Below are 25002 nucleotides of genomic sequence, written 5' to 3'. Positions count from 1 at the left end.
GTCAGGCTCTCCCGAACAGGCCGTGGGGACGGATCAGAATCACCACGGCCATCGCGCCGTAGATCATCAGGCTCGCACCCTGGGGCCAGAGTGTGGTCATCAGGCTTTGCACCACGCCCACCAGCAAACCGCCGACCAGCGCACCACTGAACGAGCCCATGCCGCCGATCACCACCACCACGAAGGCCACGCCGAGGATCTCCGGGCCGACAAAGGGCTGCGCGCCGCGCAACGGTGCGAACAGCACACCGGCGACGCCGGCCAGGGCCACGCCGAGGGCGAAGGTCATGGAGAACAGGCGGAAAATATTGGTGCCCAGCAGCGACACGGTTTCGGTGCTTTCACTGCCGGCGCGCACCAGGGCACCGAAGCGCGTGCGTTCCAGCAGCAACCACAGGCCCAGGCCGACCAGCCCGGAAAACACAATGAGGAACAGGCGGTAGTAGGGGTACACGAAGTCACCCACCACCAGCACGCCGCGCAGCAGTTCCGGTACCGCGACGCTCTTGCCCACCGGGCCCCAGATCATCACGCTGGCCTCCTGGATGATCAGTGCAATCCCCAGGGTCACCAGGATCTGGAACATGTGCGGCAAGTGGTAGATCCGCTGGATCAACAGGCGCTCGATCACCCAGGCCAGTGCAGCCACCACCAGTGGCGCGATCAGCAACGCCAGCCAGAAGTTGCCGGTGAGGCTCACGGCGGTGTAGCAGATGTAGGCACCCAGCAGAAAGAACGCGCCGTGGGCGAAGTTGACGAAGTTGAGCAGGCCGAAAATGATCGTCAGCCCGACCGCAATGAGGAAGTAGATCATCCCCAGCCCAAGGCCGTTGAGGATCTGGAACAGGTAAAGATTAAGCATGCAGGAACCCTCGGCAGGACGCCGCTTGCGCGGCCCTGCGCTACAAAATTCAGGGGATCAGCCGAGCGTGCAGCCCGTGGCGTCCACCGGCGGGAACGATTGGCCGGCGCTGAGCACCTTGGCCAGGTCGTCCTTGTCGGCCATCTCGCTGCTGGCCTTGCCGATCAGCAGGTAGTAGTCCTTGATCACCTGGTGGTCGCCGGCGCGGATCGATTCCTTGCCGGTGGGCCCTTCGAAACTCAGGCCCTGCATGGCCTTGGCCACGGTCGGCCCGTCGAAGCTGCCGGTGGCGATGATGGTTTCGAGCATGACCCTGGTGCTGATGTAGTCGGCGGCCAGCGGGTAGGTGGGGTTGATGCCGTACTTGGCCTGGGTCAGCTTGACCAGTTCACGGTTGAGCGGGGTGTCGACCTGGTGCCAGTACTGTGCGCCAAGGTACACGCCCTCGAGTACATCGCTGCCCAGTTCCTGGAATTGGTCGAGTCCGGCGGACCACACCAGCAGCACTTTCATGCGCTCCTTGATGCCGAAGTTGACCGCCTGGCGCAGGGTGTTGGACGACTGGCTGCCGAAGTTGAGCAGCACCAGCACGTCGGGTCTGGTCGAGATGGCGTTGGTCAGGTAGCCGGAAAATTCCTGTTCCTGCAGCGAGTGGTAGCTGTTGCCGACGTGTTCCAGGCCGTGTTCCTTGAGCACGTTTTTGGCGCCTTCGAGCAGGGCTTCGCCGAACACGTATTGCGGGGTGATGGTGTACCAGCGCTTGGCGTCGGGCAGCAGTTTGATCAGCGGCACCATGGTTTCGCGGATTGCGCCGTAGGTGGGCACGGACCAGCGGAACGTCGCCTTGTTGCAGTCCTTGCCGGTGACTTCATCGGCGCCCACCGGGGTCATGAACACGCCGCCGACCTTGTCGACTTCCTTGGCCACCGCCAGTGCCGACGAGGACAAGGTGCACCCCTGGAAGAACCGCGCGCCGTCCTGCTGGATGGCTTCCTGGACCTTGCGCACCGCCTTGCCGGCGTTGCCTTCGGTGTCGATGACCTTGTAGTTCAACGGGCGACCCAGCACCTCCGGGTACTGCTCCACCGCCAGGCGCGAACCCATGTCGGCAAACTTGCCATAGCTGGCAAACGCGCCGGACATGGACTTGAGGCCGTAAAAGGTAAAGGGCTCGGCGGCGAATGCCGAGCGCACGCTCAGCGGGAGGCTGAGGGCGGCTGCGGCGGTGAGACTGGCTTTCAACAACGTACGACGCTGCATGGGGTGACTCCCTGGTTTAGTTATTGGCAGGAGTGGCAATGGCGATACGGTGGAGCAAGGGCCTGTGGGCAGGCCTGTTATTGGATGAAACGATGTGTGGTTGAAATGCTGCCCACATGGGGTCTGTGGTGTTCTTTAAGAGTGATCGAACTCCAGTAGAAAATGCGGGCTGACCTGGCCTTCAAGGGCGGTCATGTGGTGTTCGGCATCGCACATGTGTTCATGCATCAAGCTGCGTACCGCGCTTTCATCCCCGGCACGAAAGGCGATCAGCAACTGCTTGTGATAATCCAGGTTGGCCGCGTCGAACTGCTTGCGCTTGGGCTTGTAGGCTTTTTTCAGCACCACCAGGTCGCGCAGCAGGTCGTTGAGAAACTGCGCCATGAAACTCAGCAGCGGGTTGGGGCAGGCCTTGGCCAGCAGGTTGTGGAACTCCAGCTCCGCCAGGCGTTGTTCGCGCTGGCCGGCCTCGCTGTCTTCCGGGGCGCTGCAGAAGTCCACGTTGTCTTGCAGGGCCTGGTAGTCGTCTTCGCTGAGGCGCCCGAGCACCGACACCGCCAGTTCCACTTCGATGACTTTGCGCAGTTGGTACACCTGTTCGCCGTCCAGGTGCTGGAAGTGCAGGTAGTTGCGCAATGCGCGGCTGGCCGGTTCGGTGCCGGCCTGGTTCAGGTAGGCGCCACCGCTGGGGCCGGTGCGGGTGCTCACCAGGCCTTCCACTTCCAGGGCCTTGAGTGCTTCGCGGGCAGAGCCCTTGGAGCACTGGAAGCTTTCCATCAGCTCACGCTCGGTGGGCAGGCGGTCGCCGGGCTTCAAGGCGTCGGTGACGATTGAGCGCTTGACCGACTCGACAATCACATCGGACAGCTTCTGGCGTTTGCGTCGTAGCGGGCGGCTTAGCATGGGTTCGATTTATCGTATTAATGCGGATAAATAGCACTTAATAACGATCGACCCCCAACGTCAACGCCAGGTGTCGTTTTTGAGGACAACAGGTCGCAAACGAGGGTTACTGTCCTTCGGCGGAATCCAGGCAGCGGGTGGCCCGGGGTGGTTGCTTGCCGTAGATCAGGAAGTCGCCCACCCAGCGGTTGATGCAACGGCTGGCGTCCTGTGTGGACGAGTCTTTCAGGCGCAGTTGTTCAACGAAGGGTGCCGCCATTTCGCTCGCGTGCGCGTTGACCAGTACCATGCGCGTGACCCGTTCGGGAAACAGCGTGGCGTAGCGGTTGCCCAGGCGTGCGCTGTCGGCATTGCCCAGGTAGCGCAATTGAGCTTCACCGAGTTGGGTACGTACGAACTCCAGGTCCTGGGCCGCCTGCTCGATGCCATTGTCGGTACTGAGGTCGCGGGTGCTGAGCTCGATGACGTCATAACGGTCGACCAGCCGGCGATAGGCCGGGTGGGAGTGGGAGCCCCACAGGCTGGCCAGGTGGATGACGAAGGTGCCGACCTGAGTCTTCTTGGCCGCGTCGCCGGCCTGGGCAATGATCACGCCTTCACGGTTCAACGGGTCGCGGGCACCGACGCGGGTTACGTACAAGCGCAACCTGCCCTGGCGGGGTGCGGCATGATTGCGCGGTACGCTCACGGTGCCGCATTGGGTCCGTTCCAGTACCGCAGGGTCCAGGCGTTCAACGGAGGGCAGGGGACAGTCCAGCAACCAGTCGATGGCAGTGGGGGGGATCAACGGCTGGGCTGTAGCAAGGTTTGCCATCAGCCAGAGGCAGGCGCCCGTCAGGTGTTTTGCAGCAGTCATCGAGAGGTCCCGGGCAACCGTGTGATAGCGGCTTTTTTACCAAGGACCTTGGGTCGAAGAATGTAGGCTGAAAGAACGTCTGTTGTATGAAATTGGAGTTTTGTTTATCGGATCTCTGTCTGCCAGCCACCACCCAGTGCTTTGTACAGGGCGATACTGGCCTGTAGGCGTGACAAGCGCAGTTGCACGTTCTGGTCCTGGGCTGCGTACAGGGTGCGCTGGGTTTCCAGCACGGTGAGCAGGTCTTCGGCGCCGGCCTGGTAGCGGCTTTCGGCAATCTGGAACGCCGTCTGCGCCTGTTGCAGTTCTTCACGCTGCCATTCGCGTTGCTGGTCGAGGCGGGTGATGCTGCTGAGGGCTTTTTCCACATCGGCAAAACCGTTGATGATTGCGCCGCGATAGGTTTGCAGCAGTTCATCCTGGCGGGCGCGGGCCTTGTCGCGTTCAGCGCTTAAACGGCCGTTGTTGAAGATCGGGCCGACCAGGCCGGCGGTCAGCGTGTAGTAGGGGCTGCGCAGGATATCCAGGGCCTTGTAGGCATCCGAGCCCAGGGTTGCGCCCAGGGTGATGGCAGGCAGCATGGCGGCGCGGGCCACGGTGACGTCGGCCTGTGCCGCCGCCAGTTGTGCTTCGGCCTTGGCGAGGTCGGGGCGGCGGCTGAGCAGTTGGCTGGGCATGCCCGCGCCGATGGTTGGCCAGGTCAGCGCCTGGAAGCTCTCGGAGCCCAGGTCCAGGCCTTGTACCGGCTGGCCGAGCAGGGCGGCCAGGGTGATCCGCGACTCTTCGCTCAGTTGCTGGATCAGCGGCAATTGGCGTTGCTGGCTGGCCACCAGGCTTTTTTGCTGGGCCAGTTCCAGCGCGGTGGCGGAGCCGGCGTCATAGCGGGTCTGCACCAGCGCGAGCACGTTGCGCGCATTGGCCAGGTTCAGCTCGGCAATCTGCTCGCGCTGCCGGGCGGCCAGGGTTTGCGCGTAGCGGTCGGCGACGCTGCTGAGCAGGGTCAGTTCCACCGTGGCCTGGTCGAACGCGCTGGCGCGCAGACTCTGTAAGGCGCTGTCGCGGGCGGCGGCGCGGCCACCCCAGAAGTCCACTTCGTAACTGGCGGTGAGGTTGGCGCTGTAGTTATCGACGGTATCATCGCTGCGTGTTGCGTCCAGGTCCGGGCCACCCGGGCCGCGCAGCAATTTCTGGCGGCTGGTGGCGAGGTTGAATTTCACCTCCGGCAGCAGCGGCGCGCCGGCGATCACTGCGCTGGCCTGGGCCTGGCGCACGCGGGCCGTGGCGGCGGCCACGTCGAAGCTGTCCCGGCGGGCCTGGTCGACCAGGCGATTGAGCTGCGGGCTGCCGAACTGGGTCCACCATTGCTGCTGGGTGGCCTGGGCGGCGCTGCGCTCGGTATATTGCCAGGCAGCCGGCGGTGCAATGCCGCTGTCGATGGCAGGCGGGTTGCCGGTGCAGGCGCTGAGCAATACGCAGAGGCCGGGCAGGTAAAGGGATCGTTTATTCACTGGTCAACGCCTTAACCGGATCGAGCCGGGCAGCTTTACGGGCCGGCATAAAGCCGAATACGACGCCGGTGACAAGGGCGCAACCGAATGCACCGAACACCGCCACCAGGGAAAACTGCACCGCCACCTTGGCGAGCACTAGCACGCCGCCCACCAACAGCGCGAGGGCGATGCCGCACAGGCCGCCGACCACCGAAAGCATCACCGCTTCGGTGAGGAACTGACGCAGGATGTCGCGCTGGCGTGCGCCGGTGGCCATGCGGATACCGATTTCACGGGTACGCTCGCGTACAGTCATCAACATGATGTTCATCACGCCGATGCCGCCCACCAACAGGGAAATCGCGGCAATCGAACCGAGCATCAGCGACAGTGTGTTCTGCGTGCGCGCCTCGGCCTGGATCATCGCGGCGTTGTTGGTCAGCTCATAGTCGCGCTTGCCGTTGTGCAGTTTTTGCATCAACTGGTCGATGGCCACCTCGGCCTCGCGGACCTTGCGCGCGTCCGCCGCGGCGATCACCACATACTCGGGGTTGTAGCTGCCGAACAGGCGCACGCTGGCGGCGGTGTAAGGGATGGCAACGCGATCGTCGCTGTCCTTGTTGCCGGAGCTGGCGCCTTTTTCCGCCAGCACGCCGATCACCTGGAATGGCACGTTTTCAATCAGGATGTACTGGCCGATGGGGTCGACCTCACCCTTGAACAGCTTCTCACGCACACGATGACCAATCACCGCCACGGTGGCAGCGGCACGCTCGTCGGCGGCAGTGAAATAATTGCCCTCGACCACCGGCCAATTGAAAATCTCCGGGAAGTTGGTGTCGTTGCCGCCCACGTAAGCCATGTAGTCGACATTGCCGAAACGCACCCCGGCTTCGTTGCCGTTGACCGGCATGATGCGCTGCACCTGCGGCAGGGCCGCCAGCGCATGCACGTCATCGAGCGTCACGATCCCCAGCGGCGTGCGCGGATTCGGCGATGAACCGCTGAGGTAGATGATGTTGGAGCCGAACGCGCCCATCTGCGCCATGACCTGGCGCTTGCTGCCTTCGCCCACTGCCAGCATCACCACCACCGACGCCACGCCGATGATGATGCCCAGCAGGGTCAGCGCGGTACGGAAGCGGTTGATCCACATCACACGCCAGGCAGCTTGCACCGCGTCCACCAGTTCGGCTTTCCAGGCGCCGTTGTGCTCGGCGCCGTCGGCCAGGCGCTGGCGCAGGTCCACGGCTTGCAGGGCGCCGGTGGTGGCTACGGGCCTGGTGTCGCTGTCATTGGCCGAGTCACTGATGATCAAGCCATCGCGAATTTCGATGATGCGGTTGGCCCGCGCAGCCACTTCGCGGTCGTGGGTGATCAGGATCACTACGTGGCCCTGGCTGGCCAGTTCGTCCAGCAGGGTCATGACCTCGGCGCCGCTGTGGCTGTCGAGGGCGCCGGTGGGTTCGTCGGCGAGGATGATATGGCCGCCGTTCATCAACGCACGGGCGATGGACACTCGCTGCTGCTGACCGCCGGACAGTTGGTGCGGACGGTTGCCGGTGCGCTCGGCCAGGCCCAGGCGGGTGAGCAGGGCGTTGGCGCGGGCATGGCGTTCGGCGGCGCTGATACCGGCGTAGATGGCCGGCATCTCGACGTTTTCCTGGGCCGTGCCCGAGGGGATCAGGTGGTAGCCCTGGAACACAAAACCAAAGGCTTCGCGGCGCAGCCAGGCCAGTTCGTCGCTGTCCAGGTGCGCGACGTTTTCCCCGGCGAACAGGTAGTCGCCGGTGCTGGGGCGGTCAAGGCAACCGAGGATGTTCATCAACGTGGACTTGCCGGAGCCGGAGGCACCGACGATGGCGACGAATTCCCCGGCATGGATCGCCAGGTCGATGCCGCGCAACACGTCGACCTGCGGGCTGTCGCCGCCGCCGTAGGACTTGCGGATGTCCTTGAGTTCGATCAGGGGCGTGTTCACCTCAACCCCCGTTGCCGTCGGCCGGGCCGACCAGCAGTTGATCACCTTCGTTCAGGCCGTCGAGTACCTGCACGCGCAGGCGGTCGCTGATGCCGACCTGCACCTGGCGCTGCTCGATACGGCCGTTCTTGCCCACCACCCGGGCGATCTGCTGGTTGGCGTTGGCCGTGCCCTGTAGCGCAGCGATCGGCGCCGTCAGCGTATCCTGGGCCTGGCTGGCGACGAAAAATACCTGGGCGGTCATTTCCGCCATCAACGCGTTGTCGCTGTTGTCCACATCCAGCAACACGGTGTACAGCACCACGCGGCCGCTGCCGCTTTTATTCGAACTGTTGGGGCTGCCGCTGCCCTGGGTTTCGTTCAACGGCTTGGGCGGGATCGGCAGGATCTGCCGCACGGTGCTGGTCCAGCGCCGGTTGCCGCCGCTCAGGGTGGTGAAATAGGCGGTCATGCCCGGTTTGACGTGGCCGATATCCGCTTCCGAGACTTCCGCCCAGACGGTCATCGGCGACAGCTTGGCGATCCGCAGGATCAACGGTGTCTGCTGCTGTGCGTTGAGGGTCTGGCCGACCCGCGCGTCCACCGCGACCACGGTGCCGGTCATCGGCGCATAAATCCGCGTGTAGCCCAACTCGGCTTCATCACTGCGCAGGCTGGCCTGGGCTTGCAGGATCTGCGCCTGGAACATATCGACCCGGGCCTGGGTGGCGCTCAGTTCCGCCTTGGCGGTTTGTACGTCTTCCTCGCGGGTGGCGTTGCCGGCGACCAGGCGCTGCTGGCGCTGGTATTTCTGGCGCGCCAGTTCGTGCTGGGCCTTTTGCTCCTGCAACTGGGCCTTGAGGTTTTCGATGGCGTAGCGGCTGGCGTCGAGCTTGGCCTTCTGCGTGGACGGGTCGATCTCCACCAGCAGTTGGCCTTCCTGCACCTGGTCGCCGGCCTCGACGTGGATCTTGCGGATCTGCCCCGATGCCTGGGCGCCCACGTCCACATAACGACGCGGTTGCAGGGTGCCCAGGGCGGTCACGCTGTTTTCGATATTGCCGCGGGTGACGGTGACGGTGGTGAGGGTGTCACGCCCCGGCGGCAGCACCTGCCAGGCCGCGACGGCGATAATGGGGATCAGGCACGCGATAACGAGCAAGGCGCGTCGGGCAGGTCGAGGGCGTTTCATGCGTGGGTTTCCAGCCAGGAAAGTTCGGACCGCAGTTGCGGGGAGCTGACAAGTAAACGAGAGAATTGCGCGGGGATTTAGGCGGTTACATAAGCAGTTACAGCTCCCTTGAAGAAAAAAATCGTCCGTTGATGCGAGTCTGCTTTAAAAGTAGATGAGAATTACTATAAATTGCACACACTCAAACTGCCATCACCTGAACGCTGTCTTTTTTGCACCCGGGGACCTAATGCCGCCACCCCGCGGCCGGGAGTCATGTTGGAAAACTACTATCGCGAGCTGGTGTGTTTCCTCAACGCCAAGCTGGGCAACCGTCAGGTGGCCGAGGATGTGGTGCATGACGCGTATGTCCGGGTGCTGGAACGTTCCAGCGACACCCCCATCGAACAACCCCGTGCCTTTTTATACCGCACCGCGCTTAACCTGGTGATTGACGGCCACCGGCGCAACGCCCTGCGCCAGGTCGAACCGCTGGACGTACTCGATGCCGAAGAACGCTTTGCCAGCAGTTCGCCGCACACCACCCACGACCACGGCCAGCGCCTGGAACTGCTCGAACGCGCCCTGGCCGAGCTGCCGCCGGCCTGTCGCGACAGCTTCCTGCTGCGCAAGCTCGACGGCCTGACCCACCTGCAGATTGCCGAACGCCTGTGCATTTCCCGCGCGTTGGTGGAAAAACACATCGTCAACGCCATGAAGCACTGCCGGGTGCGCATGCGCGAGTGGGAAGCGCACTGATCACCGATCAGTTAAATTTTATTTCACTGTCCTCGTTTCCTATCAACACACGGCCTGATGTGCAGGCCTTGAAAGGTATTCCCGCCCCACCGCCAAGGGGCTTATCCAGAGGACACTGGAATGACACAGGCAATTGCTTCGCCCGCGGTTCACGACCTGATCGGTATCGGTTTCGGCCCTTCGAACCTGGCGCTGGCCATCGCCCTGCAGGAGCGCGAAAAGGCCCAGGGCAAACTGGACGTACTGTTCCTGGACAAACAGGCCGACTACCGCTGGCACGGCAATACCCTGGTCACCCAGAGCGAGCTGCAGATCTCGTTCCTCAAGGATCTGGTGACCCTGCGCAACCCCACCAGTCCGTACTCCTTCGTCAATTACCTGAAAGCCCACGACCGCCTGGTGGAGTTCATCAACCTGGGCACCTTCTACCCGTGCCGCATGGAGTACAACGATTACCTGCGCTGGGTCGCCGGCCAGTTCCAGGCCCAGGCGCGCTACGGCGAGGAGGTGCTGGCCATCGAGCCGATCCTGCACCAGCAGCAGGTCGAAGCCCTGCGCGTGATCTCCCGCGATGCACTGGGCGAGCAGCATGTGCGCACCACTCGTTCGGTGGTGGTCAGCGCCGGTGGCACGCCACGTATTCCTGAGGCGTTCAACGCGCTCAAAGGCGACAGCCGGGTGTTCCACCATTCCCAATACCTGGAGCGCATGGCCAGCCAGCCGTGTGTCGACGGCAAGGCCATGCGCATCGCCATCATCGGCGGCGGCCAGAGTGCGGCCGAAGCCTTTATCGACCTGAACGACAGCTTCCCGTCGGTGCAGGTCGACATGATCCTGCGCGGCTCGGCGCTCAAGCCGGCCGATGACAGCCCGTTCGTCAACGAAGTGTTCTCGCCGGCCTTTACCGACCTGGTGTTCCAGCAGGAGGGCGCCGAGCGCGAGCGCCTGGTGGCCGAGTACCAGAACACCAACTATTCGGTGGTGGACCTGGACCTGATCGAGCGCATCTACGGCATTTTCTACCGCCAGAAAGTTTCCGGCATCGCCCGCCAGGCGTTCCGCACCATGACCGTGGTCGAGAAGGCCACGCCGGGCCCGCTGGGCATCGAGTTGGCGCTGCGCAACAACGCCAACGGCGAAACCAGCCTCAACCATTACGACGCGGTGATCCTGGCCACCGGCTACGAGCGCCAGACGCACCGCGCCTTGCTCGCGCCGCTGGAAGACTACCTGGGCGACTTCGACGTGGCGCGCGACTACCGCATCGTCACCGACGAGCGTTGCAACGCCGGCATCTACATCCAGGGGTTCAGCCAGGCCAGCCACGGTTTGAGCGACACCTTGCTGTCGGTGCTGCCGATCCGCGCCGATGAAATTGCGGCGTCGTTGTATGCCCTGGACCGTGGGCGCGGCAAGGGGCGCTCGGTGCAGGACCGATTGCTTGCCACCGCCAGCTGACCAACTGCGCTTGTGACCGGGAGGGCTGCCTGATACTGTACAAAAAACCAGTATCGGTAGCCCTCCATGCAGTTGATCGAAAAACTCAGCATTCTCGCCGACGCCGCCAAGTACGACGCGTCCTGCGCCAGCAGTGGCGCGCCCAAGCGCAGTTCCGAGGGCAAGACGGGGCTGGGTTCCACCGATGGCATGGGCATCTGCCACAGCTATACGCCGGACGGGCGTTGCGTGTCGTTGCTCAAGGTGCTGCTCACCAACTTCTGTCTCTACGACTGCCAGTACTGCGTCAACCGCCGCTCCAGCGACGTGCCCCGCGCACGGTTCAGCCCGGAGGAGGTGGTGACCCTGACCCTGGATTTCTATCGGCGCAATTGCGTCAGCGGGCTGTTTCTCAGCTCCGGCATCATCCGTTCGTCCGACTACACCATGGAGCAGTTGGTGCGCGTGGCCAAGCTGCTGCGCGAAGAGCACGACTTTCGCGGCTATATCCACCTCAAGACCATTCCCGACGCGGACCCGGCGCTGATCGCCGAGGCCGGGCGCTATGCCGACCGGCTGAGCGTGAACATCGAACTGCCCACCGAGGCCAGCCTGCAGACCCTGGCGCCGGAAAAAAAGATCGGCTCGATCAAGCAGGCCATGCAGACCATCTACACTGGCGAGCAGACGGTCCGTAACGAACCGCGTGCACCGCGTTTTGCCCCGGCCGGGCAGAGCACGCAACTGATCGTCGGCGCCGACGACACCGATGACAGCACCATCCTCCACGGTGCAGAGGCGTTGTACGGCAACTTCAAGCTGCGTCGCGTGTATTACTCGGCGTTCAGCCCCATCCCCAACAGCCCGAAAAGCGTGCCCCTGGCCGCGCCGCCGCTGATGCGCGAGCACCGCTTGTACCAGGCCGATTTCCTGTTGCGCAGCTATGGGTTCAACGCCAATGAGCTGTTCAAAGGCCCCGGCCACCTGGCCCTGGACATCGACCCCAAGCTGGCCTGGGCCCTGGACAACCGCGATGTGTTCCCTCTGGACCTGAATCGCGCCGAACCGACCTTGATCGCACGCATTCCAGGCATTGGCCTGCGCACCACCCAGCGCCTGGTGGACCTGCGTCGCGAACGCAAGATCCGCTTCGAAGACCTGGCGCGCATGCGCTGCGTGCTGGCCAAGGCCAAGCCGTTTTTCATCACCAGCGACTACCATCCGCAACAGGCCGACAGCACCAGCGTGCTGCTGCGCGAGCAACTGCGCGACCGCCCGCAACCTGAGCAGATGGGGTTGTGGGGGTGATCAGCCTGGAATGCGACAACCTGTTCGCCACCTGGCGCGACCAGGCACGCTGGCTGCTCAGCCATCAGGTCGATCCCAGTCAGGTGAGCTGGGGCGAGGCGGAGGTGGCGGACCTGTTTGCCACTGACCAGTCGATTCCCGAGGCGCCCGGGCCTTTCCAGACGCGAGTGCCCAAGGCCCTGCTGGAACTGCTGGAATCGGCTGCCTGCTACCACGGCGACCAACGCTGGAGCCTGCTGTATGAGGTGCTGTGGCGCGTCAGCCATGGCGACCGCACCGCGATGCTGGCCGGGGACAAGCTGGGCAGCGAGTTGCAGCGGCGGATCAAGCAGGTCAGCCGCGAGGCGCACCACCTGCATGCATTTGTGCGGTTTATCGCGCTGCCGGCGGGAGCGGGGCCGGAACTGCCGGAATACGTGGCCTGGCATGAACCGGCCCATGACATCCTGAAATCCGCCAGCCAACATTTTATCGGGCGCATGGGCCGTCATCGCTGGATGATCGCCACGCCGTTGGATGGGGTTTACTACGATGGCGAGCAGTTGATCCACCAGCGCGAGTGCCCCGAGGCGTGGCGGCAGTTGGCGCAGAATGTCGAGGACCCCCATAGCGCGATGTGGCTGACCTATTACAGCCACATCTTCAACCCGGCACGGTTGAACCCCAAGGTGATGGAAGGGCATTTGCCCAGCCGGTTCTGGAAGAACCTGCCGGAGGGCAAGTTGATACCGGGGTTGATCAGCGAGGCAAGGACGGGGAAGCAGAAGGATGGGCAGGCCAGGCTGATTGGCGCCAAGCCTGGCAAGAGAATCTTAAGCGGGCAGGGTTGAATATGTGGGAGGGGGCTTGCCCCCGATGAGGGAGTGTCAGTCACAGATGCATAGACTGACACACTGCTATCGGGGGCAAGCCCCCTCCCACATTCGATCGGCAGTGTTTTGGAGAGATAAGATCAGGCCAACTCGGTGGCGGTGTTCTTGACCACTGCCAATTCCGGATGCGCCACCAACTTATCGATGTGCAACTCATCATTGTTCAGCCAGGTCTCTGTCAACACCCGGTAATGCTCCATGTCCCGGCAACGCATGCGCAGGCTGTAGTCGAACGGCCCGCTGATCAGCTGGCATTCGAACACCTGCGGGCAGGCCTTCACACAGGCTTCGAAGGCCTTTTGCGCCGAGCGCCCGCTTTGGTTGGACAAGGCCACCAGCACCAGCAATGACAAGCCTGGCGAGACCATCTGCACATCGATGATCGCCCCATACCCACGGATCACCCCGCGCCGCTCCAGCTTGCGCACCCGTTCCAGGCAGGGCCGGGGCGTGAGGTGTACCAGCGACGAGAGCTTTTCGTAGGTGATGCGCCCCTGATGGCGCAGCACTTCGATAATGGCTTCATCGATGCGGTCCAGCGCAGGGGAGGAATGGGGTCCGTTGGCCTTGGTATCCATGGGTTTCACTTCAAACGGTTGGAAAGAAATTGCTGCAGGCGCTCACTGCTGGGGTGGTCGAGGATCCTGGCGTCGCCTTGTTCCTCAACCTTGCCCTGGTGCAAGAACAGCACTTGGCTGGACACCTGGCGGGCAAAGCCCATTTCGTGGGTGACCATCAGCATGGTACGACCTTCCTCGGCCAACGTCTGTATGACTTTGAGGACTTCTCCTACAAGTTCTGGGTCGAGCGCGGAAGTCGGCTCATCGAACAGGATGATCTCCGGTTCCATCGCCAAGGCCCGGGCAATCGCCACGCGCTGCTGCTGGCCGCCGGACAGGAACGCGGGGTACTGATCCGCCACGCGGCCCGGCAGGCCGACCTTTTCCAGGTACAGGCGTGCGCGTTTTTCCGCCTCGGCGGCGCTCACGCCCAGCACCCGGCGCGGGGCCATGGTGATATTTTCCAGCACGGTCATGTGGCTCCACAGGTTGAAGTGCTGGAACACCATGGCCAGGCGTGTACGAAGGTTCTGCAGTTGGGCCTGGTGCGGCGCGCGTGTGCCGGCGCGGCCTTGCTGCATTTCGATGCTGATGCCGTCCAGGGTGATCACCCCGGCGTCCGGCTGTTCGAGGAAGTTGATGCAGCGCAGCATCGTGCTTTTGCCGGAGCCGCTGGCGCCGATCAGGCTGATCACATCGCCATTGCGCGCATTCAGCGATACGCCCTTGAGCACTTCGTGTTCGCCGTAGCGTTTGTGGATGCCTTCGACTTGCAGCTTGATAGCGGCGGTGGCGGGTGTGGCAACGGGTTCGTCAACGGGATAAGTGGCCAGGGCCTGCGCGGACTGATTCATGGGTTAGCCTCGGGTAGGAACAAGAAAACGCATCCAGCGACGTTCGGCCAGTCGGAACAGGCCCACCAGTGCAAAGGACAGCAGCATGTAGAGCAGGGCGGCGATGCCGAAGGCCTGGAACGTCAGGAACGTCTCTGCATTGGCGTCGCGGGCCACCTTGAGGATGTCAGCGACGGTGGCGGTAAACGCCAGGGAGGTTGCGTGCAGCATCAGGATCATTTCATTGCTGTAGGCCGGCAATGCGCGGCGCAAGGCCGCCGGCACCACCACAAACAGGTTCAGCCGCCAGCCATGCAAGCCATAGGCGCGGGCCGCTTCGATTTCGCCATGGGGAATATTGCGGATCGCCCCGGCGAAGATTTCCACGGTGTAGGCGCAGGTGTTGAGCACGAAGGCGAGCAGGGTGCAGTTCAGCGCGTTGCGGAAAAACTGGTTGAGCAGGGCGTTGTCCTGCACCACTTCCAGGCTGTACAGCCCGGTGTAGCAAATCAGCAGTTGGATATACAGCGGCGTCCCGCGGAACAGGTAGGTGTAGACCTCCACCGGCCAGCGCAGCCAGAAGTGCTCGGAAACCCTCGCCAGTGCCAGTGGAATCGACAGCACGAAGCCGAACACCACCGAGATGATGAACAGCCACAGGGTCATGGCCACGCCAGACAGCCCCGCGCCATCGCTGAACAGGTAGGCCAGGCCGTATTGCTGGAACAGTTCTATCATCGCGCCATCCCCTTGATGCCGAGGTTGTAGCGCCGTTCGAGGCGCTTGAAGATGCGGTTGGATAGGGTAGTGATCACCAGGTACACCAGGCCGGCGAGGATCAGGAAGTACAGCGGCTCGTTGGTGGTCTTGCCGGCGTTCTGCGCGGCCTTGACCAGGTCCGACAGGCCGATGATCGACACCAGCGCCGTGGACTTGAGCAGCACCAGCCAGTTATTGCCCAGGCCCGGCAGGGCAAAACGCATCAACTGCGGGAACAGCACCAGGTGAAAACGCTGCCAGCGGCTCAGCCCATAGGCGGTCGCCGCTTCCAGTTGGCCGACCGGCACGCTGAGGATCGCGCCCCGGAAGTTCTCGGTGAAATACGCGCCGTAGATGAAGCCCAGGGTGACGACGCCTGCGGTAAACGGGTCGATTTCAAAGTAGCCCCAGCCGAACATTTCGCTCAGGTCGTTTAGCCACAGTTGCAGGCTGTAGAAAATCAGCAGGATCAGCACCAGGTCCGGCACGCTGCGGATCAGCGTGGTGTAGAGCGTGGCCGGTACCCGTAGCCATTTGGCGCTGGAGAGCTTGGCGCCGGCGGCGATCAGACCAAGGGCGAGGCTCAGGGCCAGGGCGAGGAAGGACAGCTTGAGCGTCATCCACGCACCCTGGGCGAGCATCGGGCCGTAGCCCTGCAAGTTGAGGAATTCATTCATGGGAAGAATCTCGTTGGCGCGCACAGATTTACTGTGGGAGAGGCTTTTTGTGGGAGGGGGCTTGCCCCCGATGATGGTGTGTCAGTGACACCTGTATCAGCTGACCCACTGCTATCGGGGGCAAGCACCCTCCCACACAAGCCAGAGCCCACAGAGGGCAAGGGGGTTACTCGTGGTAGATGTCCTGATCGCCGAAGTACTTCTTCTGGATCTGCGCGTAAGTGCCATCCGCCTGCACGGCAGCGATACCCTTGTTGATCAGCGTGCGCAGTTCCTGGTCGTTCTTGCGCAGGCCCATGGCGATGTCCAGGGGCAGGGTCGGGTCCTTGAACGCCGGACCGGTCTTGAAGTCGGCACCTTCGGGCTTGGACAGGAAGTTGAGCTGGGCTTCGAGCTTGTCGGTCAGGGTCGCGTCGAGGCGGCCGTTCTGCAGGTCGGCGTAGTTCTGGTCCTGGGACTGGTACGCCTTGATCTGCGCGCCAAGCCTGGCCAGGTGCGCACGGGCATAGGCCTCCTGCAACGAACCTTGCAGTACGCCGACCTGCTTGCCCTTGAGGGATTGCGGGGTGTCGCCGAAGTTGGCGCTCTTGCGGGTGATCACCGAGGTCGGGCTGAGGAACAGCCGGTCGCTGAAGTCGATGATTTTTTCACGGGCGGGGGTGACGGCCATGGACGACATGATCGCGTCGAACTTGCGCGCACGCAGGGCCGGGATCATGCCGTCGAATTCGTTGTGGACCCAGGTGCATTTCACTTCGAGCTTGGCACAGATCGCGTTGCCCAACTCGATATCGAAGCCTTGCAGGCTGCCGTCGGCGGCCACGGATTCGAAGGGTGGGTATTCGGGGAATACGCCGAAGCGGATTTCTTTCCAGTCCTGGGCGTGGGCGGCGCTTGCGCAGAGTGGCAACAGCAGCGCGGCGAAGAGTGATCGCAATGGAGTCATGTGCAGGTCCCTATATTTTGTAATTGATGTCAGGGCAGTGAATAACTGGGAGCAGAGAATGCTTCATGATGGTGCGTTTTTTGTGTCGTTTACCCCGTGCATAAAGCGCGAATTGCGCTGTTAAAACCGGCAATGCAGCGGAATCGGCTGTGACACCCGCTGAATCGGCTTTTCATCCCTGAAAAACCGGCCTGCCATCGACGCAAAGCAGCAGGCCAGAGCGGTCTCAGGCGCGCTTTTTCTGCTGTACGCGTGGCTGTTGGGCCAGGCGTGCGAACAGGTCTTTCGGGTCGGCCAGGTCCGGCACCAGCTCCAATTCGCTGCCCACCTCCAGCGCCTTGGCTACGTCGAGTACGTAGCGCAGGGCCGAGTAGTCTTCGATGGCGAAACCCACCGAGTCGAACAGCGTGACCTGGCGCGCATTCTCGCGGCCTGGCTGCTGGCCGTTGATCACTTGCCACAGCTCGGTCACCGGCGAGTCTTCCGGCATGTGCTGGATTTCACCTTCGATACGGCTTTGTGGTTCGTACTCGACGATCACACGGGCGCGCTCGACGATACGTCGGTCCAGTTCGGTCTTGCCTGGGCAGTCACCGCCGACGGCATTGAGGTGCATGCCCGGCTCGATCATGTCGTCGGTGAGGATGGTGGCGTAGGCCTTGTCGGCGGTGACGGTGGTGACAATGTCGGCGCCTTTGACCGCCTCGGCCACGCTGCTGGCCAGGATCACTTTGATTGCCGGGAAGGCTTTGAGGTTGGCCGCCAGCTTGGCGGTGGCCTTGGCGTCGATATCGAACAGGCGGATTTCATTGATGCCGAGCATGGCGTGGAAGGCCAGGGCCTGGAACTCGCTCTGCGAGCCGTTGCCGATCAGCGCCATGCTGCGGCTGTTCTCGCGGGCCAGGTAGCGGGCGACCAGCGCCGAGGTGGCGGCGGTGCGGATCGCGGTGGTCAGGGTCATTTCCGCCAGCAGCACCGGCAGGCCGGTATCGACATCGCCCAGCGCACCGAAGGCCATCACGGTGAGCATGCCGGCCAGGGTGTTTTTCGGGTGGCCGTTGACGTACTTGAACGCATACAGCGACGCGTCGGACACCGGCATCAGCTCGATCACGCCGTCCGGCGAGTGGTTGGCCAGGCGCGCGCATTTCTCGAAATCCTGCCAGCGCAGGTAGTCGGCGCGAATGTACTTGGCCATCTCGGTGATGCAGGTGGGCAGGCCTTTTTGCGAGACCAGGTAGCAGAGATCGTTGACGTCGATATAGCGGGTCATGGCAAGACTCCTTATTGAAATGAGGGACGGGCAGGCAGGTGCACTTCCGCCAGCATGCAGCGGGCACTGCCGCCGCCGATGCGTTCGATGTTATCGATGTTCACCACCACCGGCCGGGTGTGGCGTTCTATGTGTTGGCGCTGGGTCGGTTGCAGGGCGCCCCAGGCGCTGGCCGACATCACCAGCAGCGGCTGGCCGTCGCGGTCGTGGACTTCGAGCATGTTGCCGGCGAAGGCTTCCAACTGGTCGAAGTCGAGGGCGACGATATCCTTGCCAGTGTCGCGCAGGGAGCGCTCCAGGGCCTGGCGCTCATCGGCAATCGGCAGGGCTTGCAGGCACACCACCGAGAGGTCGCGGCCGACGCTCATCATCACGTTGCTGTGGTAGATCGGCGCGTGGTGGCGGTCGACCGCATGGAACACGCAGAGCTGGTAGTCGAGGCGTTCGGCGAACTGGCGCAGGGCGTCGTGGTGAGTGCGCCCGGAGTGGCAGGCGTAGCTGATGCGGTGCTGGCGGTCGAGCACCATGCTGCCGGTGCCTTCGAGGAAGATGTTCTGTTGTTCGAGGTGGCTGAGGTCGATGGTGCTGTTGATCGCAAAACGTTGCTCCAGCACTTGCAGCACGCCTTTGTCGCGTTCCAGTCGTCGGTTCTGGCCTTCCATCGGGTACAGCACCAGGCTGCCGTCGGCGTGGCTGCTCCACCAGTTGTTGGGGAAGATCGAGTCGGGGGTGTGCGGCGCCGGGGTGTCCTGCACCACCAGAACCTCCACGCCGTGATTGCGCAAGGTGGTGACATAGCCGTCGAACTCCTCCAGCGCTTTCTGCTGTGCGTGGAGCGGGTCGAGGGGCGGGCGTTGGAAACGGTTGTTGATCGCGGTGTCCGGGTTGAAGGCAAAGCGCGCCGGGCGAATCATCAAGACGGTGTTGGTGGTTTGCATGGGGGCACGAATTCCATGGGGTGAGCAGTGCGGCTATTTTGTGGGTTGTGCGGGATGAATCCCGGCTGAAACCGAGGGGTGGTTCAGCCGGGAAAGCTGAAAAGTGGGGTAGGGCAGCCGAATCGGCTGCCGGAGTGAAATGCACGCAACCTGTGGGAGGGGGCTTGCCCGCGACAGCGGTGGGTCAGCCAGAAAATCTATATCTGAAAGCATGCTATCGGGGGCAAGCCCCCTCCCACATGGGTAGAGTGGTGTTTGTTGCAGCTGTGTCAGCCAGGAGGAATTATGTCTACCGTCGTTCGTTTAGCCCAAGCCACCGATGCCGAGGGCATCAGCCAGGTCATCCTGGCCGCCCTGCACAGCAGCAATGCGCGGGACTATCCGGCGCATGTGATTGCGCGGGTTGCCGCTAACTTCACGCCGGAGGCGGTGCTGGAACTGCTCAAGCGTCGCGTGGTGCTGGTAGCGATTCAGGATCAGGTGATCGTCGCCACCGCAGCGCTGGATGCGAATGTGGTGCGCTCGGTATTCGTCAACCCGGCGCTGCAAGGGCAGGGCATTGGGCGATTGTTGATGATCGAGATTGAGCTACGCGCCCGCGAAGCCGGGGTGACGGTGCTGAGCGTGCCGTCATCACTGACAGCCGAGCCGTTCTACACCAAATTGGGGTTTCACACCGTGCGCGACGTTTATCACGGCAGCGAACGTACGTTGGTGATGGAAAAGGCCCTGCTGTCCCGGCATCCCATCGGGCCGTATCGCGACCGTCAGCACCGGGCGCAGGTGGTAGCGTTATGGCAGGAGGCATTCGGCTACGAAACGGCGCACAACCTGCCCGCCCTGGCGATTGATAAGAAGCTGGCGGTCGACGATGGGCTGTTCTTTGTCGCGACGGACAAAAAAACCGTGATCGGGACCATTCTGGCCGGGTATGACGGGCATCGTGGCTGGCTGTATTCAGTGGCGGTGCATGGGGACTATCGGCGGCAGGGTTTGGGATCGTCGCTGGTGCGGCATGCGGAACAGGTATTGACGGCGCTGGGCTGCATGAAGATCAACCTGCAGATCACCAGTGGTAATGAGGCGGTGGTGGGGTTCTACGAGGCATTGGGGTATGGGGTGGAACCCAGGATCAGCATGGGCAAGAAGCTAGTGGTGAATATCCCCGAACAATGAAAAAACCCGCCAGATGGCGGGTTTTTCCAGGTGGCTCAGACCTTGACGATCCAGCCTTGCGGCGCTTCGACGTCACCGGTCTGCACACCGGTCAGCTCTTTGTAGAGCTTCTGGGTGATCGGGCCGACTTCGGTCTCGCTGTGGAACACGTGCAGCTTGCCGTTGTACTGGATGCCGCCGATCGGCGAGATCACCGCCGCCGTACCGCAGGCGCCGGCTTCCTTGAACTGGTCCAGTTTGTCGATGAACACTTCGCCCTCGATCACGTCCAGGCCCAGGCGGGTCTTGGCCAGTTCGATCAGCGACAGGCGGGTGATGCCTGGCAGTACCGAAGGCGACTTCGGCGTGATGAACTTATTGTCGTGGGTGATCCCGAAGAAGTTGGCCGAGCCGACTTCTTCGATTTTCGAATGGGTCATCGGGTCCAGGTAGATCGCGTCGGCGAAACCGGATTTCTTCGCTTCCGAACCCGGCATCAGGCTGGCGGCGTAGTTGCCACCGACCTTGGCGGCACCGGTGCCCTGTGGTGCGGCGCGGTCGAAGGTGGAGATCTGGAAGTTGTGCGGCACCAGGCCGCCCTTGAAGTAGGCGCCGACCGGGATGCAGAACACCGAGAAGATGAACTCCGGCGCAGTGCGCACGCCGATGTTGTCACCGGTGCCGATCACGAACGGGCGCAGGTACAGCGCGCCACCACTGCCGTACGGCGGGATGAAGCGCTCGTTGGCCGCGACCACTTGCTTGCAGGCGTCGATGAAGTCTTCGGTCGAGACGTGCGGCATCAGCAGGCGGGCGCAGCTGCGCTGCATGCGGGCGGCATTCTGGTCCGGGCGGAACAGGTTGATCGAACCGTCCTTGCAACGATAGGCCTTGAGGCCTTCGAAGCATTGCTGGCCGTAGTGCAGGGCGGTGGAGCCCTCGCTGATGTGCAGCACGTTGTCGTCGGTCAGGGTGCCTTCTTGCCATTCGCCGTTTTTCCAGACCTGGAGAAACCGCTTGTCGGTCTTGATGTAGTCAAAACCCAGCTTGTCCCAATTGATGCTTTCGTTACCCATGACACCCTCTATCGTTGGTCAAGTCGGTTTTTTTCTGGATGGGCGCAACAATACTGCATTCTTGGCTTGTGTGGGAGCCACTGGGTGGACGCCTTCGGCCCCTGTATTGACCGATCCACCGCTATCGGGGGGCAAGCCCCCTCCCACATTTGGAATGCATTCCCCTGTGGGAGGGGGCTTGCCCCCGATGGCCTCACCGCGTTTTTACAGATGCAGTGCGTGCCCCAACGCCCGCAGCGCGGCTTCCTGTACGGCTTCGCCGAGGGTCGGATGCGCATGGATGGTGCCCGCCACGTCTTCCAGGCGCGAACCCATTTCCAGGCTCAGGCCAAAGGCGGTGGACAGTTCCGAGACGCCCACCCCCACGGCTTGCCAGCCGACGATCAGGTGGTTGTCACGGCGTGCCACCACCCGCACGAAGCCGGTCTTGGACTCCAGGGTCATGGCCCGGCCATTGGCTGCGAACGGGAAGCTCGACACGATGCAGTCAAGGCCAGCGGCCTTGGCTTCGTCGGGCGTCTTGCCGACCACCACCAGTTCCGGGTCGGTAAAGCACACCGCCGGAATGGCCGCCGGGTTGAATTCGCGATGCTTACCGCTGATCAGCTCGGCGACCATCTCGCCCTGGGCCATGGCCCGGTGCGCCAGCATCGGCTCGCCGCTCAGGTCGCCAATGGCATACACGTTGCGCATGCTGGTCTGGCAGCGATTGTCGATCTTGATCGCCGCGCCGTTCATGTCCAGGTTCAGCGCTTCGAGGTTCCAGCCCTGGGTGTTGGGTTTGCGACCGACGGCAACCAGCACCTGATCAGTGGCCAACGACAAGGTGTCGCCGTTCGGGTCGCGCACTTGCAGGCTGCCATCGGCAAAACCGGTAACACTGTGCTTGAGGTAAAGCTTCACGCCCAGTTGCCTGAGGGATTCGTTCACCGGCTGCGTCAGCTCGGCATCATAGGCCGGCAGGATGCGATCCTGTGCTTCGACCACACTCACGTCGGCGCCGAGCTTGCGGTAAGCGATGCCCAGTTCCAAACCGATGTAACCGCCGCCCACCACGATCAGGCGCTTGGGCACGCTTTTCGGTGCAAGGGCTTCGGTCGAGGAGATGATCGGCCCGCCAATCGGCAGCATCGGCAGGTTGACGCTTTTCGAGCCGGTGGCCAGCAGCAAGTGTTCGCACTGGATGCGCTGGTCGCCGACGTCGACGGTCTTGCCGTCCACCACCTTGGCCCAGCCGTGGATCACTTGCACCTTGTGCTTTTTCAGCAGCGCCGCGACGCCAGTGGTCAGGCGATCGACAATGCCATCTTTCCATTCCACGCTCTTTCGGATGTCCAGGGTCGGCACATCCACTTCGATGCCCAGTTGTGAACCCTGGCTGTGGTGCACGGTTTGCTGGAATTGCTCGGCCACATGGATCAGGGCCTTGGATGGGATGCAGCCGATATTCAGGCACGTGCCGCCCAGCGCCTGGCCCTCCACCAGGATGGTCGGGATACCCAGTTGGCCGGCACGGATCGCCGCCACATAACCGCCAGGGCCGCCACCGATAATCAGCAGGGTGGTATTCAATGTCTGCGTCATGCCTTACTCCAGGAACAGGCTGGCGGGTTGTTCGAGCAGGCCGCGAATGGCCTGGATGAATTGCGCCGCGTCCATGCCATCGACCACGCGGTGATCGAAGGAGCTGGAGAGGTTCATCATCTTGCGCACCACGATCTGGCCCTTGATCACCATCGGCCGCTCGACAATGCGATTGACGCCGACGATGGCCACTTCCGGCAGGTTCAGCACCGGCGTGCTGACAATGCCGCCCAGCGCGCCCAGGCTGGTCAGGGTAATCGTCGAACCCGATAGCTCATCGCGGCTGGCCTTGCCGTTGCGCGCCGCCGTGGCCAAGCGTGCGATTTCCTCGGCATTGCCCCACAGGCTGCGGGCTTCTGCGTGGCGCACCACCGGCACCATCAGGCCGACATCGCTCTGGGTGGCGACGCCCACATGCACCGCGCCGAGGCGGGTGATGACCTGGGCTTCGTCGTCGTAACGCGCATTGATCTGCGGGAAGTCGCGCAACGCCACGACCATGGCGCGCACGATGAACGGCAGCAGGGTGAGCTTGCCGCGTGTGGCGCCGTGTTTCTCATTGAGGTGCACGCGCAACTCGTCGAGGGCGGTAACATCGATTTCTTCAACATAGCTGAAATGCGCGGCGCGCCGGGTGGCGTCCTGCATGCGCTGGGCGATCTTGCGGCGCATGCCGATCACTGGGATCTGTTCCTCGGTGTTGCGTTCGGCATAAGGGTTGGCCGTTGCCGAAGACTTTGCCGCGCCTTGTTGCAGGTAGGCGTCGAGATCTTCGTGCAGAATCCGCCCGGCGGGGCCCGTGCCCTGCACCAGGCGCAGTTGAATCCCGGCGTCCAGGGCGTGTTTGCGCACGGCGGGGGAGGCCAATGGGCGCTCGTCGGCGGCACGTGCCACGGGGGCCTGGGCCGCGACAACCGGTGCTGGCTTGCTTTCAACCACGACCGGTGCAGGCTTGGCTTCCATCACCGGTACGGCCTTCGGCGCCTCTTTGACGACCGGCGCATCCTTGGCGTTGCCCGCGCCTTCCACTTCAATGCTGATCAGAATACTGCCCACCGCCATGACCTCACCCGGCTCGCCGCCGAGGGAGATCACCTTGCCGTGCACCGGCGAGGGAATGTCCACCATCGCCTTGTCGGTCATTACGTCCGCCAGCACCTGGTCTTCGACCACCATGTCGCCGACCTTCACATGCCACACCGACAGTTCAACTTCTGCGATGCCTTCGCCAATGTCCGGCATCTTGATAACGTGCGTGCCCATTCAGACCTCCATGACCCGTTTCAACGCCGCACCCACGCGGGACGGCCCTGGGAAATACGCCCACTCCTGCGCGTGCGGGTAGGGGGTGTCCCAACCGGTAACGCGTTCGATCGGCGCTTCCAGGTGGTGGAAGCAATGCTCTTGCACCAGCGACACCAGCTCGGCACCAAAGCCGCAGGTGCGGGTGGCTTCGTGTACCACCACGCAACGGCCGGTCTTCTTCACCGATTTGACGATGGTTTCCAGGTCCAGCGGCCACAGGCTGCGCAGGTCGATGACTTCGGCGTCGATGCCGGTTTCTTCGGCGGCGACTTGCGACACATACACCGTGGTGCCGTAGGTCAGCACGGTGACGGCCGAACCCGGACGCACGATGGCGGCCACGTCCAGCGGCACGGTGTAGTAACCGTCCGGCACCTGGGCTTGCGGGTGTTTCGACCACGGCGTTACCGGGCGGTCGTGGTGGCCGTCGAACGGGCCGTTGTACAGGCGCTTGGGCTCGAGGAAGATCACCGGGTCATCGTTTTCGATGGAGGCGATCAGCAGGCCCTTGGCGTCATAGGGGTTGGACGGCATCACCGTGCGCAGGCCGCAGACCTGGGTGAACACCGCTTCGATACTCTGGCTGTGGGTCTGGCCGCCGTAGATACCGCCGCCGCAGGGCATGCGCATGGTCAGCGGCGCGGTGAACTGGCCGGCCGAGCGATAACGCAGGCGCGCCGCTTCCGAGATGATCTGGTCGGTGGCGGGGTAGACGTAGTCGGCGAACTGGATTTCGGCAACCGGGCGCAGGCCATAGGCGCCCATGCCTACGGCCACGCCGATAATGCCGCTTTCCGAGATCGGCGCGTCAAACACCCGCGAGCTGCCGTACTTGGTCTGCAAGCCTTCGGTGCAACGGAACACGCCGCCGAAATAGCCCACGTCCTGGCCAAACACCACCACGTTATCGTCTCGTTCGAGCATCACATCCATGGCCGAGCGCAAGGCCTGGATCATGGTCATGGTGGTGGTGGTCATGGCGGTTTCCACTTCAATGCTGTTGTTGTGATCGTTCATG

At 63.0% G+C, this 25002-nt stretch carries 23 protein-coding genes; 5 read left to right on the top strand and 18 right to left on the bottom strand.

Going from position 1 to position 25002, the window contains the following annotated elements; translation table 11 throughout:
* Window position 1 precedes the first annotated feature (1 nt).
* From K5K89_RS18870 to K5K89_RS18840, 7 genes are all read right to left on the bottom strand, one after another.
* Window positions 2-862 carry a branched-chain amino acid ABC transporter permease gene (locus K5K89_RS18870; protein ID WP_222540024.1) on the bottom strand — a complete coding sequence of 287 codons (861 nt, stop codon included), beginning with the start codon at window positions 860-862 and terminating at the stop codon, window positions 2-4.
* A 57-nt stretch (window positions 863-919) separates the two neighbouring features.
* Complete coding sequence (locus tag K5K89_RS18865; RefSeq protein ID WP_222540023.1) at window positions 920-2122, bottom strand: ABC transporter substrate-binding protein; 1203 nt, start codon at window positions 2120-2122, stop codon at window positions 920-922.
* Window positions 2123-2257: 135 nt separating this feature from the next.
* The gene (locus K5K89_RS18860; RefSeq protein WP_015884774.1) at window positions 2258-3025 is read right to left on the bottom strand and encodes a FadR/GntR family transcriptional regulator; all 768 of its coding nucleotides are present in this window, start codon (window positions 3023-3025) and stop codon (window positions 2258-2260) included.
* Window positions 3026-3131: 106 nt separating this feature from the next.
* Window positions 3132-3881, bottom strand: a complete 750-nt coding sequence (locus K5K89_RS18855) for an alpha/beta fold hydrolase (protein WP_071492104.1) — start codon at window positions 3879-3881, stop codon at window positions 3132-3134.
* A 104-nt stretch (window positions 3882-3985) separates the two neighbouring features.
* Window positions 3986-5389, bottom strand: coding sequence for an efflux transporter outer membrane subunit (locus K5K89_RS18850; protein WP_092244630.1), 1404 nt, complete (start codon window positions 5387-5389; stop codon window positions 3986-3988).
* Window positions 5382-7352, bottom strand: a complete 1971-nt coding sequence (locus K5K89_RS18845; protein WP_222540022.1) for a MacB family efflux pump subunit — start codon at window positions 7350-7352, stop codon at window positions 5382-5384. The genes K5K89_RS18850 and K5K89_RS18845 overlap by 8 nt, the downstream gene beginning before the upstream one ends.
* A 1-nt stretch (window position 7353) precedes the next feature.
* Window positions 7354-8523: an efflux RND transporter periplasmic adaptor subunit gene (locus K5K89_RS18840; protein ID WP_222540021.1), complete on the bottom strand. Its 1170-nt coding sequence runs from the start codon at window positions 8521-8523 to the stop codon at window positions 7354-7356.
* Between the two features lie 255 nt (window positions 8524-8778).
* Between K5K89_RS18840 and K5K89_RS18835 the strand changes: the two genes are divergently transcribed.
* From K5K89_RS18835 to K5K89_RS18820, 4 genes are all read left to right on the top strand, one after another.
* Window positions 8779-9261 carry a sigma-70 family RNA polymerase sigma factor gene (locus tag K5K89_RS18835; RefSeq protein WP_071492100.1) on the top strand — a complete coding sequence of 161 codons (483 nt, stop codon included), beginning with the start codon at window positions 8779-8781 and terminating at the stop codon, window positions 9259-9261.
* Between the two features lie 120 nt (window positions 9262-9381).
* The gene (locus tag K5K89_RS18830; protein ID WP_071492099.1) at window positions 9382-10719 is read left to right on the top strand and encodes a lysine N(6)-hydroxylase/L-ornithine N(5)-oxygenase family protein; all 1338 of its coding nucleotides are present in this window, start codon (window positions 9382-9384) and stop codon (window positions 10717-10719) included.
* A gap of 66 nt (window positions 10720-10785) precedes the next feature.
* The gene (locus K5K89_RS18825; RefSeq protein WP_071492098.1) at window positions 10786-12006 is read left to right on the top strand and encodes a putative DNA modification/repair radical SAM protein; all 1221 of its coding nucleotides are present in this window, start codon (window positions 10786-10788) and stop codon (window positions 12004-12006) included.
* Window positions 12003-12836 carry a TIGR03915 family putative DNA repair protein gene (locus tag K5K89_RS18820; RefSeq protein ID WP_102593086.1) on the top strand — a complete coding sequence of 278 codons (834 nt, stop codon included), beginning with the start codon at window positions 12003-12005 and terminating at the stop codon, window positions 12834-12836. Before K5K89_RS18825 ends, K5K89_RS18820 begins: the two co-directional genes overlap by 4 nt.
* A 122-nt stretch (window positions 12837-12958) precedes the next feature.
* Here the strand turns inward: K5K89_RS18820 and K5K89_RS18815 are convergent, their stop codons facing one another.
* The 7 genes from K5K89_RS18815 to ctlX form a co-directional block, all read right to left on the bottom strand.
* Window positions 12959-13456, bottom strand: coding sequence for an Lrp/AsnC family transcriptional regulator (locus K5K89_RS18815; RefSeq protein ID WP_016974875.1), 498 nt, complete (start codon window positions 13454-13456; stop codon window positions 12959-12961).
* Between the two features lie 5 nt (window positions 13457-13461).
* Window positions 13462-14292 (bottom strand): ABC transporter ATP-binding protein, encoded by an 831-nt coding sequence (locus tag K5K89_RS18810; RefSeq protein WP_261400706.1) that lies wholly within the window; start codon window positions 14290-14292, stop codon window positions 13462-13464.
* A 3-nt stretch (window positions 14293-14295) separates the two neighbouring features.
* Entirely contained in the window at window positions 14296-15009 is a 714-nt protein-coding gene (locus tag K5K89_RS18805) for an ABC transporter permease (protein ID WP_065903984.1), read from the bottom strand.
* Window positions 15006-15707 carry an ABC transporter permease gene (locus K5K89_RS18800; protein WP_071492097.1) on the bottom strand — a complete coding sequence of 234 codons (702 nt, stop codon included), beginning with the start codon at window positions 15705-15707 and terminating at the stop codon, window positions 15006-15008. The genes K5K89_RS18805 and K5K89_RS18800 overlap by 4 nt, the downstream gene beginning before the upstream one ends.
* Window positions 15708-15873: 166 nt before the next feature.
* The gene (locus K5K89_RS18795; RefSeq protein ID WP_222540020.1) at window positions 15874-16653 is read right to left on the bottom strand and encodes an ABC transporter substrate-binding protein; all 780 of its coding nucleotides are present in this window, start codon (window positions 16651-16653) and stop codon (window positions 15874-15876) included.
* A 226-nt stretch (window positions 16654-16879) separates the two neighbouring features.
* Complete coding sequence (locus tag K5K89_RS18790; protein WP_222540019.1) at window positions 16880-17926, bottom strand: ornithine cyclodeaminase; 1047 nt, start codon at window positions 17924-17926, stop codon at window positions 16880-16882.
* 11 nt (window positions 17927-17937) lie between these two features.
* The gene (ctlX, locus tag K5K89_RS18785) at window positions 17938-18864 is read right to left on the bottom strand and encodes a citrulline utilization hydrolase CtlX (protein WP_222540018.1); all 927 of its coding nucleotides are present in this window, start codon (window positions 18862-18864) and stop codon (window positions 17938-17940) included.
* A gap of 285 nt (window positions 18865-19149) precedes the next feature.
* Between ctlX and K5K89_RS18780 the strand changes: the two genes are divergently transcribed.
* Complete coding sequence (locus tag K5K89_RS18780; protein WP_222540017.1) at window positions 19150-20040, top strand: GNAT family acetyltransferase; 891 nt, start codon at window positions 19150-19152, stop codon at window positions 20038-20040.
* Window positions 20041-20075: 35 nt separating this feature from the next.
* Here the strand turns inward: K5K89_RS18780 and K5K89_RS18775 are convergent, their stop codons facing one another.
* The 4 genes from K5K89_RS18775 to K5K89_RS18760 form a co-directional block, all read right to left on the bottom strand.
* Window positions 20076-21095, bottom strand: coding sequence for a branched-chain amino acid aminotransferase (locus K5K89_RS18775; RefSeq protein WP_093528047.1), 1020 nt, complete (start codon window positions 21093-21095; stop codon window positions 20076-20078).
* A gap of 204 nt (window positions 21096-21299) precedes the next feature.
* Complete coding sequence (gene lpdA, locus K5K89_RS18770; RefSeq protein WP_222540016.1) at window positions 21300-22679, bottom strand: dihydrolipoyl dehydrogenase; 1380 nt, start codon at window positions 22677-22679, stop codon at window positions 21300-21302.
* Window positions 22680-22682: 3 nt separating this feature from the next.
* Window positions 22683-23942 (bottom strand): dihydrolipoamide acetyltransferase family protein, encoded by a 1260-nt coding sequence (locus tag K5K89_RS18765; RefSeq protein WP_071492091.1) that lies wholly within the window; start codon window positions 23940-23942, stop codon window positions 22683-22685.
* Window positions 23943-25001: an alpha-ketoacid dehydrogenase subunit beta gene (locus K5K89_RS18760; RefSeq protein ID WP_016978112.1), complete on the bottom strand. Its 1059-nt coding sequence runs from the start codon at window positions 24999-25001 to the stop codon at window positions 23943-23945.
* Window position 25002: the final 1 nt, after the last annotated feature.

The sequence above is a fragment of the Pseudomonas sp. DR208 genome (genome assembly GCF_019823005.1).
GTDB lineage: Bacteria > Pseudomonadota > Gammaproteobacteria > Pseudomonadales > Pseudomonadaceae > Aquipseudomonas > Aquipseudomonas extremorientalis.
The sequence above is the reverse complement of the archived record's forward strand: the minus strand, read 5'-3'. Positions and strand labels throughout refer to the sequence as shown.

What these genes read in the sequence shown, in the direction of transcription:
- K5K89_RS18815 (WP_016974875.1), bottom strand. Translation starts at nt 13,456, where the DNA reads ATGGATACCAAGGCCAACGGACCCCATTCCTCCCCTGCGCTGGACCGC.
- K5K89_RS18840 (WP_222540021.1), bottom strand. Translation starts at nt 8,523, where the DNA reads ATGAAACGCCCTCGACCTGCCCGACGCGCCTTGCTCGTTATCGCGTGC.
- K5K89_RS18865 (WP_222540023.1), bottom strand. Translation starts at nt 2,122, where the DNA reads ATGCAGCGTCGTACGTTGTTGAAAGCCAGTCTCACCGCCGCAGCCGCC.
- K5K89_RS18835 (WP_071492100.1), top strand. Translation starts at nt 8,779, where the DNA reads ATGTTGGAAAACTACTATCGCGAGCTGGTGTGTTTCCTCAACGCCAAG.
- K5K89_RS18855 (WP_071492104.1), bottom strand. Translation starts at nt 3,881, where the DNA reads ATGACTGCTGCAAAACACCTGACGGGCGCCTGCCTCTGGCTGATGGCA.
- K5K89_RS18870 (WP_222540024.1), bottom strand. Translation starts at nt 862, where the DNA reads ATGCTTAATCTTTACCTGTTCCAGATCCTCAACGGCCTTGGGCTGGGG.
- K5K89_RS18795 (WP_222540020.1), bottom strand. Translation starts at nt 16,653, where the DNA reads ATGACTCCATTGCGATCACTCTTCGCCGCGCTGCTGTTGCCACTCTGC.
- K5K89_RS18800 (WP_071492097.1), bottom strand. Translation starts at nt 15,707, where the DNA reads ATGAATGAATTCCTCAACTTGCAGGGCTACGGCCCGATGCTCGCCCAG.
- lpdA (WP_222540016.1), bottom strand. Translation starts at nt 22,679, where the DNA reads ATGACGCAGACATTGAATACCACCCTGCTGATTATCGGTGGCGGCCCT.
- ctlX (WP_222540018.1), bottom strand. Translation starts at nt 18,864, where the DNA reads ATGCAAACCACCAACACCGTCTTGATGATTCGCCCGGCGCGCTTTGCC.
- K5K89_RS18825 (WP_071492098.1), top strand. Translation starts at nt 10,786, where the DNA reads ATGCAGTTGATCGAAAAACTCAGCATTCTCGCCGACGCCGCCAAGTAC.
- K5K89_RS18830 (WP_071492099.1), top strand. Translation starts at nt 9,382, where the DNA reads ATGACACAGGCAATTGCTTCGCCCGCGGTTCACGACCTGATCGGTATC.
- K5K89_RS18810 (WP_261400706.1), bottom strand. Translation starts at nt 14,292, where the DNA reads ATGAATCAGTCCGCGCAGGCCCTGGCCACTTATCCCGTTGACGAACCC.
- K5K89_RS18765 (WP_071492091.1), bottom strand. Translation starts at nt 23,942, where the DNA reads ATGGGCACGCACGTTATCAAGATGCCGGACATTGGCGAAGGCATCGCA.
- K5K89_RS18760 (WP_016978112.1), bottom strand. Translation starts at nt 25,001, where the DNA reads ATGAACGATCACAACAACAGCATTGAAGTGGAAACCGCCATGACCACC.
- K5K89_RS18805 (WP_065903984.1), bottom strand. Translation starts at nt 15,009, where the DNA reads ATGATAGAACTGTTCCAGCAATACGGCCTGGCCTACCTGTTCAGCGAT.
- K5K89_RS18775 (WP_093528047.1), bottom strand. Translation starts at nt 21,095, where the DNA reads ATGGGTAACGAAAGCATCAATTGGGACAAGCTGGGTTTTGACTACATC.
- K5K89_RS18860 (WP_015884774.1), bottom strand. Translation starts at nt 3,025, where the DNA reads ATGCTAAGCCGCCCGCTACGACGCAAACGCCAGAAGCTGTCCGATGTG.
- K5K89_RS18790 (WP_222540019.1), bottom strand. Translation starts at nt 17,926, where the DNA reads ATGACCCGCTATATCGACGTCAACGATCTCTGCTACCTGGTCTCGCAA.
- K5K89_RS18780 (WP_222540017.1), top strand. Translation starts at nt 19,150, where the DNA reads ATGTCTACCGTCGTTCGTTTAGCCCAAGCCACCGATGCCGAGGGCATC.